The organism is Flavobacteriales bacterium (assembly GCA_013001705.1).
Classification (GTDB): Bacteria; Bacteroidota; Bacteroidia; order Flavobacteriales_D; family JABDKJ01; genus JABDLZ01.
On record JABDLZ010000291.1, the window covers coordinates 1 to 12,632 of the forward strand.

General features: G+C 50.1%; 14 protein-coding genes. 9 read left to right on the forward strand and 5 right to left on the reverse strand.

What is annotated here, in order from left to right; genetic code table 11:
* Window positions 1–302: 302 nt before the first annotated feature.
* The 5 genes from HKN79_11480 (at window position 303) to ccsA (ending at window position 5,262) form a co-directional block, all read left to right on the forward strand.
* Window positions 303–863 carry a type 1 glutamine amidotransferase gene (locus HKN79_11480; GenBank protein NNC84188.1) on the forward strand — a complete coding sequence of 187 codons (561 nt, stop codon included), beginning with the start codon at window positions 303–305 and terminating at the stop codon, window positions 861–863.
* 87 nt (window positions 864–950) lie between these two features.
* Window positions 951–1,736: a tryptophan-rich sensory protein gene (locus HKN79_11485; GenBank protein NNC84189.1), complete on the forward strand. Its 786-nt coding sequence runs from the start codon at window positions 951–953 to the stop codon at window positions 1,734–1,736.
* A gap of 27 nt (window positions 1,737–1,763) precedes the next feature.
* A complete protein-coding gene (locus HKN79_11490) occupies window positions 1,764–1,964 on the forward strand; it encodes a CcmD family protein (GenBank protein NNC84190.1) in 201 nt (66 codons plus the stop codon).
* A gap of 67 nt (window positions 1,965–2,031) precedes the next feature.
* Window positions 2,032–2,436: a cytochrome c maturation protein CcmE gene (locus HKN79_11495; GenBank protein ID NNC84191.1), complete on the forward strand. Its 405-nt coding sequence runs from the start codon at window positions 2,032–2,034 to the stop codon at window positions 2,434–2,436.
* A complete protein-coding gene (gene ccsA, locus HKN79_11500) occupies window positions 2,437–5,262 on the forward strand; it encodes a cytochrome c biogenesis protein CcsA (GenBank protein ID NNC84192.1) in 2,826 nt (941 codons plus the stop codon).
* On the opposite strand, the gene HKN79_11505 is transcribed toward ccsA, so the two are convergent.
* From HKN79_11505 to HKN79_11525, 5 genes are all read right to left on the reverse strand, one after another.
* Complete coding sequence (locus HKN79_11505; GenBank protein ID NNC84193.1) at window positions 5,254–6,111, reverse strand: uracil-DNA glycosylase; 858 nt, start codon at window positions 6,109–6,111, stop codon at window positions 5,254–5,256. The genes ccsA and HKN79_11505 overlap by 9 nt on opposite strands.
* Window positions 6,108–6,389, reverse strand: a complete 282-nt coding sequence (locus HKN79_11510; protein ID NNC84194.1) for a DUF427 domain-containing protein — start codon at window positions 6,387–6,389, stop codon at window positions 6,108–6,110. The genes HKN79_11505 and HKN79_11510 overlap by 4 nt, the downstream gene beginning before the upstream one ends.
* On the reverse strand, window positions 6,386–7,324 hold the full coding sequence (gene egtD, locus HKN79_11515) for an L-histidine N(alpha)-methyltransferase (GenBank protein NNC84195.1): 939 nt from the start codon (window positions 7,322–7,324) through the stop codon (window positions 6,386–6,388). The genes HKN79_11510 and egtD overlap by 4 nt, the downstream gene beginning before the upstream one ends.
* Before the next feature lie 154 nt (window positions 7,325–7,478).
* Complete coding sequence (locus HKN79_11520) at window positions 7,479–8,270, reverse strand: DNRLRE domain-containing protein (GenBank protein ID NNC84196.1); 792 nt, start codon at window positions 8,268–8,270, stop codon at window positions 7,479–7,481.
* 65 nt (window positions 8,271–8,335) lie between these two features.
* Window positions 8,336–9,544 carry an ergothioneine biosynthesis protein EgtB gene (locus HKN79_11525; protein NNC84197.1) on the reverse strand — a complete coding sequence of 403 codons (1,209 nt, stop codon included), beginning with the start codon at window positions 9,542–9,544 and terminating at the stop codon, window positions 8,336–8,338.
* Between the two features lie 16 nt (window positions 9,545–9,560).
* Between HKN79_11525 and HKN79_11530 the strand changes: the two genes are divergently transcribed.
* The 4 genes from HKN79_11530 (at window position 9,561) to HKN79_11545 (ending at window position 12,630) form a co-directional block, all read left to right on the forward strand.
* Window positions 9,561–9,938 carry an RNA-binding S4 domain-containing protein gene (locus HKN79_11530; GenBank protein NNC84198.1) on the forward strand — a complete coding sequence of 126 codons (378 nt, stop codon included), beginning with the start codon at window positions 9,561–9,563 and terminating at the stop codon, window positions 9,936–9,938.
* 90 nt (window positions 9,939–10,028) lie between these two features.
* Window positions 10,029–10,424 (forward strand): hypothetical protein, encoded by a 396-nt coding sequence (locus HKN79_11535; GenBank protein NNC84199.1) that lies wholly within the window; start codon window positions 10,029–10,031, stop codon window positions 10,422–10,424.
* A 91-nt stretch (window positions 10,425–10,515) separates the two neighbouring features.
* Complete coding sequence (locus HKN79_11540; GenBank protein NNC84200.1) at window positions 10,516–11,925, forward strand: GIY-YIG nuclease family protein; 1,410 nt, start codon at window positions 10,516–10,518, stop codon at window positions 11,923–11,925.
* Window positions 11,926–11,967: 42 nt separating this feature from the next.
* Complete coding sequence (locus HKN79_11545; GenBank protein NNC84201.1) at window positions 11,968–12,630, forward strand: DUF2461 domain-containing protein; 663 nt, start codon at window positions 11,968–11,970, stop codon at window positions 12,628–12,630.
* The last annotated feature ends 2 nt before the right edge of the window (window positions 12,631–12,632 follow it).

Consider the following 12,632-nt stretch of genomic DNA (forward strand, 5'->3'; position numbering starts at 1 on the left):
TCATTCTACAGGGTGTTGAGTCAACTACACATTCTGAGGATTGACCAAGAACTTGCCTGATCGGCTATACTGCACGCAAGCCCCATCAGACAAGGAGATATAATGGATTTCTGATATAGTCGATGACTTGGAATGATTCTTCCACCTATATCTCCGAATCCGCGAGTGGCCCTTCCTACCGAACAACCCCATCAGCCCTTGACCACTTCTTGAGCTACTCGCACGAGGAGGTGAATTCCTTGACAGAATGAATCACACAGCCTGGATCACCCCACGCTGTACTTTAAACCTATTGAACTTTTATGAATACACTCAATAACAGAAAAGTGGCCATTCTCGCCACTGACGGATTTGAACAATCCGAATTATTAAGCCCTAAACGACAACTTGAAGCCGAAGGAGCCACCACCCATGTAGTCTCTTTAGAAAAAGGGAATATACGAGGTTGGGAAAATGGAAATTGGGGACAGGAAGTCCCAGTTGATTTGACCGTAGAGGAGGCACGGGCCGACAACTATGATGCATTGCTCATCCCAGGAGGTGTGATCAATCCAGACACTCTCCGTAAGAGTACTTCTGCCGTTAATTTGGTACAGAATTTCTTCTCCCAACACAAACCTGTAGCCTCTATCTGTCACGGCCCACAGATGCTGATCGAAGCCGATGTGGTGAAAGACAGGAAAATGACCTCCTACCCATCCATCCGCACTGACCTGGTCAATGCCGGTGCACAGTGGGTAGATGAAGAAGTGGTGGTAGACTCCGGATTGGTCACATCCCGCAGTCCGCAGGACCTTACGGCTTTCAACGACAAATTGATCGAAGAGATCCGTGAAGGAAAACATGAAGAACAGACCGCCTGATAACGGCACATGTTACCCTTCATTGAATAATCTGAAAAAACCGCATCTCGTGAGATGCGGTTTTCTCACTTTTACACTCTTGATACTATGAAAAGCGCTAAGACCTGGTCTATACTCAATTCTATCATCCTTCTACTCATAGTCGGATGGAACTACACTGCCAACAGTGCTGGTGTAGACGGCAATACAGTAGCAAGTTTGAGCGACCGCTATGCCAATCTGTTCACTCCGGCCGGATATGCTTTTGGGATATGGGGTGTGATCTATCTCTCCCTATTCGCTCTTTGCACCTTCTTGGTCAAATCAGCATTCAGCACACGGAAATATGATGCCTTGATCAATGGCATTGGCCCAGGACTGGCAATAGTCAATCTTCTAAATGGATTGTGGCTCTATGCCTGGCTGACTGAGAACACACTCGTGAGTCTATTCTTGATGTTCGGAATGCTGCTTATGCTCCTTTACTTGTTATCCTACCTCCACCAGATGAAGTGGGATCGCATCTCAGTGACACGACAGGCGGTCTGGTGGCCATTGAGTCTCTATGGCGGATGGATCACTGTAGCCAGCATAGCAAATGTCAGTGCTTTACTCGCCAAGAACGGGATAAGTCCTGTGCTCTCCGAAGTCACATGGACTGTAGTGATGATAGGGATAGCTACCGTGATCTACTACATGACTGTGCGTCTGCGAAAGATGACGCTGTTCACGGCAGTCGGTATCTGGGCCTTGGTCGCCATAGCTTGGAGACATTACGGTGAGATAGCTGTGATCTTCTATACGGCTTTGGCCTGCTCCTTCTTTCTATTGGTCGCAATTGTGAAGAACACCTGGCTCGGTGGTGACCGCAATCACTCGACAGAACGCACATAAGCACTAGCTTTGTCCCATCGATTCATTATGAGAACGCAAGCACTTTTTCTGGCCATTATCTTGAGCAGCGTATTGAGCGCTCAGGACTCTCAAATGGTAGAGTTCATGTACAGCTCTGGTAAGATCAATGTGGTCATCGGAGTGGTACTGACCATCTTAGTGATCCTTTTCATCTATCTCATCAGACTGGATAGAAGGATCAAGCGTTTAGAACGAGGAGAGGATTGAGATTTCGTGTAAGGGAGTCACATCCTCAAGCCGATTTTATTGACGAAATTTGCAGCACGAGCTGGAGATGAAGAAAACACAGATCATAGGTATCATTTTTATCGCGGTCATCATCGGTGCATTGACTGCCACCCTATCGGATTCAGGGAAACAAGCCGATTTCACTACCGCCTTTGCCGACCAAGGCTCCCAATACCGTGTGGTGGGATTCTTGGATGAATCAGCACCGATCGTCTACGACCCTATCACCGATCCAAGTCTCACCAAGTTCAACATGAGGGATGAGAATGGAGAGGTAAGAAAAGTGCATCTGCTCAAGAGTAAACCCCAAGGATTCGAGCAGAGCGAGAGCTTGGTACTCATTGGTGCAGCTAAGGGAGACATCTTCGTAGCCCAGGATATGCAGATGAAATGCCCGTCCAAATACAACCAGGACAACCACATGATGGATGAGATGAGTGCATCCCGGTAAGTGGAGGAGATCAACTACATAGGCGAACATCTCTGGGCAGGTCGACTGGGCCATGCCCTGCTCATTCTGAGTATGGTCTCTGTACTCTTCTCAGCGATATCCTATTTCTTTTCTGAGCAATATCAAGGAGATCCGAAGTGGTCGTCATGGGGTAAATGGGCCTTCCGTGTACACAGTCTGTCGTTGGTCGGTGCCATCGCCATCCTTTTCATCATGCTCGGCAACGCATGGTATGAGTATGACTACGTGTGGAAACACCGTAACAATGCCATGCCCATGCGCTACATACTCTCTTGCTTCTGGGAGGGTCATGAAGGATCTTTTCTACTCTGGTCCTTCTGGCATATGGTCTTGGGAAATCTGCTCATCCGCTCTGCCGGTAAATGGACCGCTCCGGTGATGACATTCATTGCTGCTGCCAATGTATTCCTAGGATCCATGGTGCTAGGTATCTATCTGGGCGACCTGCGGATCGGTAGCTCTCCATTCCTCCTGCTACGCGAACTCCCCTCCAATATCGGTCTGCCCTGGACCCAATTCGAGGATTATCTCAGTCGATTCCCCCAATTCATGGACGGTCGAGGATTGAATCCACTTCTACAGAATTATTGGATGACCATCCACCCTCCTACGGTCTTCTTCGGATTCGCATCCACCATCGTTCCGGCTGCATTTGCTGTGGCCGGATTGTGGCGTAAGCAATATCATCAGTGGATACGCCCTGCCCTGCCTTGGACCTATCTGGGTATTTTGGTCTTGGGAGTCGGTATACTGATGGGAGGAGCATGGGCCTATGAGGCTTTGAGCTTCGGTGGTTTCTGGGCATGGGACCCGGTGGAGAATTCCTCCTTGGTGCCATGGTTGATCATCGTATCTGCCGGGCATGTGATGTTGGTCAATCGCAACAAGGCGCGATCCACATACTCTGCTCTGCTCTTGGCCTTGGCCAGTTTCATCTTTGTAATCTACTCCAACTTCCTCACGAACAGTGGTGTGCTGGGCGACACTTCAGTGCACGCCTTTACCGACAATGGACTGGGAGGACAACTGGTGGTCTATATGACCTTCTTCATCACCGTGAGCATAGGCATGTTAATGACCGATACCCGATTCCGCAGGGCCTACTGGCTGGCTTCGGTCCTGACATTTATCGTAGCGCTCTTCTCAGGACAGCGCATGATCGCGCTCCATGTATGGCTGCTGGCATCACTCATCATGTCCATCATCTCCTATCAGAAACACTATCCTAAGGAGAAGGAAGAAGAGAAACTCTGGAGCCGTGAATTCTGGATGTTCATCGGTTCGCTGGTCATCGTGATGAGTGCCTTGCAGATCACCTTCATGACCTCTAAACCGGTCTTCAATGTTTTGGCCACACCACTACGTGGAAGTCTGGAGTGGTTGGCAGAACTCCTCAACTCGGATGGCCTAGCTACCCTAGCAGCCGGTCAGTTGAGCGATAAGGGCCAGGACCAACTGATCGCAGACTACAATAAATGGCAGACCCCCTTTGCATTTGTGGTGACCATGATGGTGGCATTCACCCAGTTCCTGCGCTGGAAGGACACTCCTTTGACTTCATTCTTCAAGCAGATCTCTATCTCTGCGCTGATCGCGGTGATAGCCACGTCTCTGACTGTTTGGTATTTCTCCATACCACTGGATGGCAAGAATCTGAGCATCATTCTTCTGTTTTTCGGATGTTGGTGGGCTGTGACCGGTAATCTGGATTATCTGCTACGCGTGGCCAAGAATCGTGTAAGAGTCTCTGGATCGTCTATAGCTCATGTGGGATTCGGGCTCGTTCTGCTCGGAGCAGCCGTGAGCACCTCCCAGAGCAAGAAGATCTCTCAGAATACTTCTCTGACCGATATCACCAAGCTGAGCGATGACTTCTCCAACCGTGAGGATATCCTGCTCTTCCAGAAGGATACGCTCATCATGGGCAACTACTTCGTCTCCTTCCAGGACAAGTATCGGGACGATGTGAACATCTACTTCCAGATGGACTACTTCGACCTATCCCCGAAGACCTATCAGGAAGGGGATTTCATCTATATGTTGGGTGAGATCTATCGGGCCAAGGAAGAGCATCCGGCCGGACTGGATATGATGCAGGACATCGGCCGATACTGGGAGCCCTATCCTGATCCGAGTCCAGAAGAAGTCGACCGTGCTGCCCTTTGGACCCCCTATGAGGCAGGAGAACGGCTATTCCGATTGGAGCCGCGCATCCAGCTCAATCCCAAATTCGGGAATGTACCCGAACCCGATACCAAGCATTATCTAGACCGGGATGTGTACACCCACGTACGCTACGGTCAATTGGACAATGAGGATACCCAGACCGATGCAGAAGGGTACCTCCCTTTCAAAGACCACCAACTGGCCATCGGAGATACACTGCGGAGTGGTGCGCGTCTCGCAATCGTGGATTCTCTTGTGGCTGTAAAGGATCTCGCGGCCTATGGACTGGAAGAAGACGACCTAGCGGTAAAGGCCATGCTGCGCGTGGTCTCGCCTGACGATACGGTGTCCTATGCCGAACCCATCTTCGTGCTGAAGAACAGCGAGTACAAGGAGACCATTCCCTATGTGATGGAAGACAAGGGTGTGAAATTCCAGTTTACCGAGATACGCCCTCAAGAGAGCTTGATCACCATCCAGGTGGCTGAGAAAGAAGAGAACCTAAGGGATTTCATCGTGATGCAGGCCATCATGTTCCCTTGGATCAACATTCTCTGGGTGGGTATCATCGTGATGGCCATTGGTATCGGCATTGCTGTAGTACAGCGATTCAAGAGAAATCGGCAGAACTCAGCTTGACCAGACCAGTTCTTCTATGGGCTTCTCCTTCTCGATGATGCCCGTGGACTTCAGAGCATATATCACATTCTGGACAGTACGTGGATTGACCATACTGTGATCGGCCCAGACCGTACTGTGGAACCAGCGTTCCACATCTTCATGTTTCTGCTCATAGCGTGAGGCCACACGCTCGATACTGTGCTCATCGGTCATGAAGGCCAGGCACTCACGCTGGATGACCTGCAATAAGGTACGTAGGTCCACCGAACGTTGCCGGATGACATCTTCTCGCGCTGCGATCACAAAGCAGGGCCAGGGGGTGATGAACTCCCCTATCCTTCTCAATTGCCCGGAATCCACGTAGGGTTTGGTCGTGTACTTCTCCCAGTAGAATACATCCGTCTCTTGCGCCTCAAGGCTTTCAAGCGCACCTGTGAGGCCTCCTACCACTTGGAAGTTGTCAGAGGGAATGCTGGTCTCCTTGATCAGCGCATCGACCTGAGGCATCAGGTGACTCCCGCTTCCCTTGCGGCTGATGGCGATTTGCTTGTCATAACAGTCCCTGTGATATCTCAGCGGATTGGCAGCTCCGGTGTGTACACCCCAGATCAAGGGAGAGACCACATAGCCCGAAATGATCCGAGAAGGATTACCTCGAATGATGTCCGTGATGATTCCTTCTGTCAGGAGGACAGCACATTCTGCATCCCCTTCGCGCAAAGCCTTGCACATGGCCCCTGTTCCTCCAGGCTCATCCTTCCATGAGACCGAAAGGCCTTCACGAAGGAATTTCTCATCCTCGATGGCTTCCAGCCAGGGCAGGTTGAAGTGCTCTGGCACCCCTATGACCCGCAATGTGTTATTCATTCGGTGACCTCCACTCCTTTCCAGAAGGCCAGGTAGCCTTCGATCTCCTTGGCCATATCCTTGGTCTCTGGATAATACCAGGCCGCGTCCTTGTTCTGTTCGCCATCCACTTCTACGGTGTAATAGGAGGCTGTTCCCTTCCATGGACACACGGTATGTGTGTCGCTTTCTTTGAAGAATTCCATATGGACCGCATCGGCAGGGAAATAGTGGTTACCCTCGATGACTTTGGTCTCTTCGCTTTCGGCCAGTACGTGGCCCTTCCAGATCGCTTTCATGATTTCTTGAATAAAGAGTCTGTAAAATGATGCCGTTGATCGGTGAAATGCTGCACAAAGGTCAATCCAGATTCTTCACCCAATGCTTCTATTCCTTCCAGATCGTATTTCTTGGAAAGTTCGGTCCATACCTCTTCTCCCTCAGCAAAGGCGAATTTCCGGTCCAAGGCCCTAATAAACACTTCTTGCTGGCGGGTACTTTTCAGATAGCTCCTCACTTCCCCATTCTCAGAATTATACCTACAGATGAATTCCCAAGCCTCCAGGTCGAAATCGCCTCCCAACTCACGATTAATGCGCTCCAATAGATTCAGATTGAATCGGGCTGTAATCCCATGAGGATCATCATAGGCCCCTTGTATCAGTGTAGGGTCTTTCTTCAGATCGACCCCAATCAGGAAATAGTCACCCTTGGACATGTTGATCGCAATGAGCGATATCAGGTCCGTATTCTTGGGAGGAATATAGTTGCCTATGTTGGACCCTAGGAAGAGCACCAGACTAGGAGTCTCATGCGCGGTCACTTCTTGCATGATATGGAAGTAATCCCCCACTGCGGGACGCACCTCCAGTGCCGGCAGATTCCTGCTCAACCTATCTCGTACGATATCCACCGCTTCCTGACTGATATCTACCGGGTGGTATATCGGGCGATGGCCGGCTTCCAAGAAGGTCTTAAGCAGCTGCTCTGTCTTGGTCCCATCCCCTGCGCCCAGCTCGATCACGTTGAATGATTCTTCTAGATCAGTAGCCTGGAGGATCTCTAAGGAACGGCTCTGTAATATCTCCATCTCACGGTCGGTGAGATAGTACTCGGGCATAGCCATGATCTCCTGGAAGATACGGCTGCCTTCATCGTCATAGAAGTATTTAGAAGAGAGACGTTTTTTCGTGGCGCTTAACCCTTCGAGCACATCCTGAGCGAATTGGGACATAGGGATTCAAAGGTAATGATCCCTAATGGGAGGGAATTGAAAAGCCCCTGCGCATAAAAGGATCGGGGCGTGAAATGCATTTTTTTTCTCCGGGAGCGTGCACTGGACCTGGTGACCATCTGTAAGGATGCGGGGTAGTCGAAATGCCAATGGCTCAATTTTCAATGATTACCCGCTGTTCGGTTGTACCATCATCGAATTGCAAGATCAAAGGGATGCCAGGTGCGTAGGGAATTTCCCTCCCAAGCATATCCGTTATCCGAATGAGTTTTCTGGATTCGGAGAGATTGAATTCTTCGAGTCCCACAGGTAAGGTATACTGAAGAATAAGTCTGGGCCGAATTTCTGGAGTCTCATGTTCAGATGAGGCAAAGACCAAGGCCTTATAGGGTGTCTCATTCTGCAACTTCAAATAAAATCCGAAATTCAATTCTGGGTGGTCTACCATATCCTGGACCATGTCAGTAACATCGGTATCTATATAGTCTTGATCGGGTGAAGAGGAAGCGCTCATCAGGATCTGGCCGGCACTGGAGTATGCAGGTTTATTTTCCCATGTCACTTCATCCTCATCCCAAGACTCGATCGCTCTATTGATCTCCCATTCATTGGTTCCATCCAGATTCTGATGTTGACCATTGTGACTGGCTCCTGAGGCATTGTTATAGAAGCTCAGCAGGGCATAAGTGATTGATGACCCTACTGGAACCGAACTCAGGTCGAACTCGACAAGGGCACGTATGGTGTCGGGTACTGTAGAATTCGTCCATGCATTCAGAACCAATTGATCTGAACTGCCATAATTGTTATCATTCGTTCCAAAATTGGGAGCAGCCCAGATCATGGCATCCTTTCCATCCGTTCCGTCTGGCTGAAGGATCAAAAACTCCTGTCCCATCAATACGATTGGAAGCAATCCGATCAGTACTAGTTTAAATCTTCTCATAGCCTGTTCTGTTGAATTTTTTGCTAAGTGAGTGTAAGTCATCACATCCGCCCTCACGGCAAAGATCAGCGCGCCAATCGTATCCCCGTGAATTGCCATTGATACTGCGGATGGAAGAAATTCCTGTACGTAGGTCGTGAGTGACCTGGAGCTGTAGCCACCGAGGCGCCTCGCAGTACCATCTGATTGACCATGAATTTACCGTTGTACTCTCCCAGTGCTCCATCTGCTGTTTTGAACCCGGGATAGGGCAGATAGGCACTCTGGGTCCATTCCCAGCGCGTGCCCCAATCCAGTCCTCTGGAGGCCACCTCCCACTCGAACTCAGTAGGTATACGCATACCCTTCCATCGAGCAAAGGCATCCGCTTCATAGTAATTGACATGACAGAGCTGGGCCTTGGGGTCCACTTCCCGGAGTCCAGCCAGGGTGTAGCACATCCATCGATTATCCATATGGTGCCAGTAGAGCGGGGAACAGACGTCATTCTCTTGCACCCATGACCATCCTTCATCCAACCAGAGTTCGAATCGCTCATAGCCCCCATCGGTCATAAATTCCATATACTCTGCATTGTTGACCAATGCACGGGATACTTCACAATCATGGATGTAGACCTTGTGCCGGGAGAGTTCATTGTCAAAGCAGAATCCCTGATCCTCGTGACCGATGGCATAGACGCCCTCTTGGATCTGCAGCCAGCCTTCAGCTCTATCGTAAGTCTCTACACGAACTTGATCGGCTGCATATACCGGCCATGTCGGGTTCAGACCAAAGACGAATTTGAGGTCTGTAAGGAAGAGTTCCTGATGTTGCTGTTCGTGATTCAGACCGATCTCAAGCACAGCTCGGAGTTCGGCCTCTTCCCCTCGTTGGTCGAGGAGTCGGTCCATGTGTTCATCCACATAGGCGCGGTAGCGATACACCTCATCTACATCGGGTCGGGTGATGCTCCCTCGGTCGGCCCGGAAGGTGCGCTCACCGATCGTATTGTAATAGGAATTGAAGAGAAAGGCAAAGAAATTGTCGAAGACCTCATAGTCATTGTCGAATCGGGTAAGTATGAACTCTTCAAAGAACCAGGTGATATGGGCCAGGTGCCATTTGGGTGGGCTGGCAAAGACGACCGGCTGAGGAATGTGATCCTCCCTGTTGAGCGGTGCCGCCAATTGCATACTACGCTCCCTCACGGATCGATATCGCTCTATGATCCCAAGGTCCGTCTTTGCTCGTTCTTTCAACTCCATCTCCCAAAAATACGGTACCGAGGGCATCCTTTACCTTTGTATAGTGCGTATCGATAAGTACATCTGGTGTGTACGTCTGTGCAAGACCCGGACTGCAGCGAGCAAAGAATGCAATTCTGAAAAGGTGAAGCTCAATGATGACTTCGTCAAATCGAGCAAGGAGGTAAAACTGGGCGATGAGATCGCTGTGAAGCGTGGCCCTATATGGAAACGCTACGAAATATTGAACATTCCCAAGAGCCGCGTAGGCGCTAAGCTGGTCTCTGAGCTCATCAAAGAGACCACCCCATGGGAAGACCTGGATATACTTGAACGGGTGGAGATGCAGAATAAGCAGAATCGGCAAGTGGGGATATACGGTCGCCCGACCAAGAAGACCAGGCGGGAGATGGACCGATTCAAAAAGGATCTCGAGGACTGACAGGCCACAGCCATTGAGCCAAGCTACAGCTCTATGTAGCTGATTCAGAATATTTTACTATATTCATGCAAGCTATCCAACAACAACACTATGAACGCGTTCAAGTATCAGAGGGAGCTTGATGTGCCCTTTCTTCAGCAGAAATTCGGAAATGACATATTCTCAGCGAGAGAGATCATAGGCTCATTCGTAGAGATGGTCGATAACGAACTGGGAATCCTCGAAGCCGCTCTTCTTCAGAGAGACTACAAAGTATTTGCCCGAGTAGCCCATCGCATGAAACATGGCCTCTCCATCTTAGGTCTGCAACAAGAGATCAAACTCGTGGATGAACTCCGCGCTCATCTGGCGAGCTACGGCAGTAACGATCGTCTCCAGTTGCTCTGTAGACGTTTTGTTGATGATCTAGAAGAAAAGCGGGCCTTGTTCAAGGTGGAGATGATCCGGCTGGATAATTGGATCGAGCAAGCCGCCAACGAGTCTTGAACTACCCTTCCCCTCCTTCCCGATCCCATTGTTGATAGGCTGAGCGCCCTGACTAAAGCGCTTTGCAAGGAATCCGTATCATCGTATTCCCATGTACGTTATCATCGATCTGGAGACCACCGGTAGCTACCGTTCCGATAATCGGATCACGGAGATTGCACTATTCGTGCATGATGGTGAACAGGTCGTAGATAGCTTCCAAAGCCTCATCGACCCGGAATGTAAGATCCCTCCCTTCATCCAGAATCTGACGGGGATCACTAATGACATGGTGCAAGGTCGACCTAAGTTCTATGAGGTGGCCGAGAAGGTGCAAACGATGACCAAAGGCTGTGTATTCGTGGCCCACAACGTGAGCTTCGACTACAATGTACTCCGGAAGGAATACCGCAATCTTGGATTCGAATACAGACGTAAGAAACTATGTACCGTAAGGCTTGCTAGAAAGGCCTTTCCCGGTCAGGCCAAGTACAGTCTGGGCAATATCTGCTCCTACTTGGGTATCGAGATAGAAGCCCGACACCGGGCCTATGGAGATGCTGCGGCCACTGTAGAGCTCTTCAAGATGATCCTCGATAAGGACGATGGGAAATGGATCCCAGAAGCATTGCATCATCGCAGTAAAGAAGGGAGCCTCCCTCCTCACCTCCCGTCCAAGGTCATGGATGGACTGCCTTCCAGACCCGGAGTGTACTACTTCAAGGACACCAAGGGTAAGGTCATCTATGTAGGCAAGGCCATCGATATCCGCTCCCGGGTGATGGGGCATTTCTACAATCAGGACAGGAAGGACCGAAAGATGCACAAGGTGATTGCGCATGTGGATCACAAGGAGTGCGGCAATGAGTTGATGGCCCTGTTGGTAGAATCGGCCGAGATCAAGCGGATCTATCCCTTGTACAATAGTGCCCAGAAGCGAAAAATCGATGCGTGGTGCATCTTCCAATACACCGACAGGCAGGGGGTACGTCACCTCAGTTATGCCCAGAAACGTCAAGTCAAACGTCCGTTGATCCGATTCTATTCCGTGTCGCAATGCCGGGAATTCTTGGAGACACTGCAAGAGACCTTCGACCTCTGTCCGCGCTACATCCAATTACAAGGGGTAAAGGGAGAATGCTTCCATCACCGCCTAGGCAAATGCAAGGGTGTGTGTTGCTCCAAGGAAGAAGTAGATGTCTACAATCAACGGGTGGATGAGGCGATCGCCTCCATGGGGTCCATCTCGGGAAGTTTTGTGATCCTTCTGGACGGTCGACAGGATGGCGAATCTGGATTTGTGCTCGTGGAGAACGGCCTGTATAAGGGCTATGGATTCATCGACAAGGTCCAGGAAGAAATAGAGGCCAAGGATCTGGCCGGTCATCTGGTCCCACAGGAAGACAATTCCGATGTGCAACGCATACTCCGCTCCTATTTCCGACATACCGAAGAGCCTACCATCCTACCGCTGGAAAGACCCATCGAGAAGATAGGTCAGGTGATGCTCTCCCTATTCTGAAGTCGACCGATATTCCTATCTTGAATGACTTATCATCAAGACATGGATCATCTAGCTCCCGACACGCTGAAATTCCTCCGACAGCTGAAGAAGAATAATGACCGCGAGTGGTTCGAGAAGAACAAGGACCGCTACAAAGCTGCTCAGGCCGATCTCATCGCCTTTGTGGATGCATTGATTCCAGAATTGGCCAAGTTCGACTCCGGAATAAAGGGCATTGAAGCCAAGAAAACGGTCTTTCGCATCTACCGGGATGTGCGCTTCTCCAAGGATAAGAGTCCCTATAAGCTGAATATGGGTGCGCACGTACAAGGTGGGACCAAGATGCAACCCAAGGCCGGGTACTATATCCACATACAACCCGACAATTGTTTCTTGGCCGGGGGAGCCTATCATCCGCCAGCGGCCTGGCTCAAAGCCATACGCAGTGAGATCCATTACAATGCGGGTGATATGAAGAAGGTACTGCGCTCTGCTTCTTTCAAGAAGTACTTTGGAGAAATTGAGGGTGAGAAACTCAAAACCTCACCTCGGGATTATCCGGCCGATCATCCGGAGATCGAATTGCTCAAGATGAAGAGCTTCTTGGCTGTACACGAATTGGATGATACACAAGTGACCAATAAAGGCTTCAAAGCACATTGCATCAAGGTGTTCAAGGCCTTGTATCCCTTCGATGCCTATCTCAACATGGCCTTGGATTGAAC

Coding starts and splice junctions, on each gene's coding strand:
- HKN79_11480 (NNC84188.1), top strand. CDS start 303: ATGAATACACTCAATAACAGAAAAGTGGCCATTCTCGCCACTGACGGA.
- HKN79_11485 (NNC84189.1), top strand. CDS start 951: ATGAAAAGCGCTAAGACCTGGTCTATACTCAATTCTATCATCCTTCTA.
- HKN79_11490 (NNC84190.1), top strand. CDS start 1,764: ATGAGAACGCAAGCACTTTTTCTGGCCATTATCTTGAGCAGCGTATTG.
- HKN79_11495 (NNC84191.1), top strand. CDS start 2,032: ATGAAGAAAACACAGATCATAGGTATCATTTTTATCGCGGTCATCATC.
- HKN79_11505 (NNC84193.1), bottom strand. CDS start 6,111: ATGAATAACACATTGCGGGTCATAGGGGTGCCAGAGCACTTCAACCTG.
- HKN79_11510 (NNC84194.1), bottom strand. CDS start 6,389: ATGAAAGCGATCTGGAAGGGCCACGTACTGGCCGAAAGCGAAGAGACC.
- egtD (NNC84195.1), bottom strand. CDS start 7,324: ATGTCCCAATTCGCTCAGGATGTGCTCGAAGGGTTAAGCGCCACGAAA.
- HKN79_11520 (NNC84196.1), bottom strand. CDS start 8,270: ATGAGAAGATTTAAACTAGTACTGATCGGATTGCTTCCAATCGTATTG.
- HKN79_11525 (NNC84197.1), bottom strand. CDS start 9,544: ATGCCCTCGGTACCGTATTTTTGGGAGATGGAGTTGAAAGAACGAGCA.
- HKN79_11535 (NNC84199.1), top strand. CDS start 10,029: ATGAACGCGTTCAAGTATCAGAGGGAGCTTGATGTGCCCTTTCTTCAG.
- HKN79_11540 (NNC84200.1), top strand. CDS start 10,516: ATGTACGTTATCATCGATCTGGAGACCACCGGTAGCTACCGTTCCGAT.
- HKN79_11545 (NNC84201.1), top strand. CDS start 11,968: ATGGATCATCTAGCTCCCGACACGCTGAAATTCCTCCGACAGCTGAAG.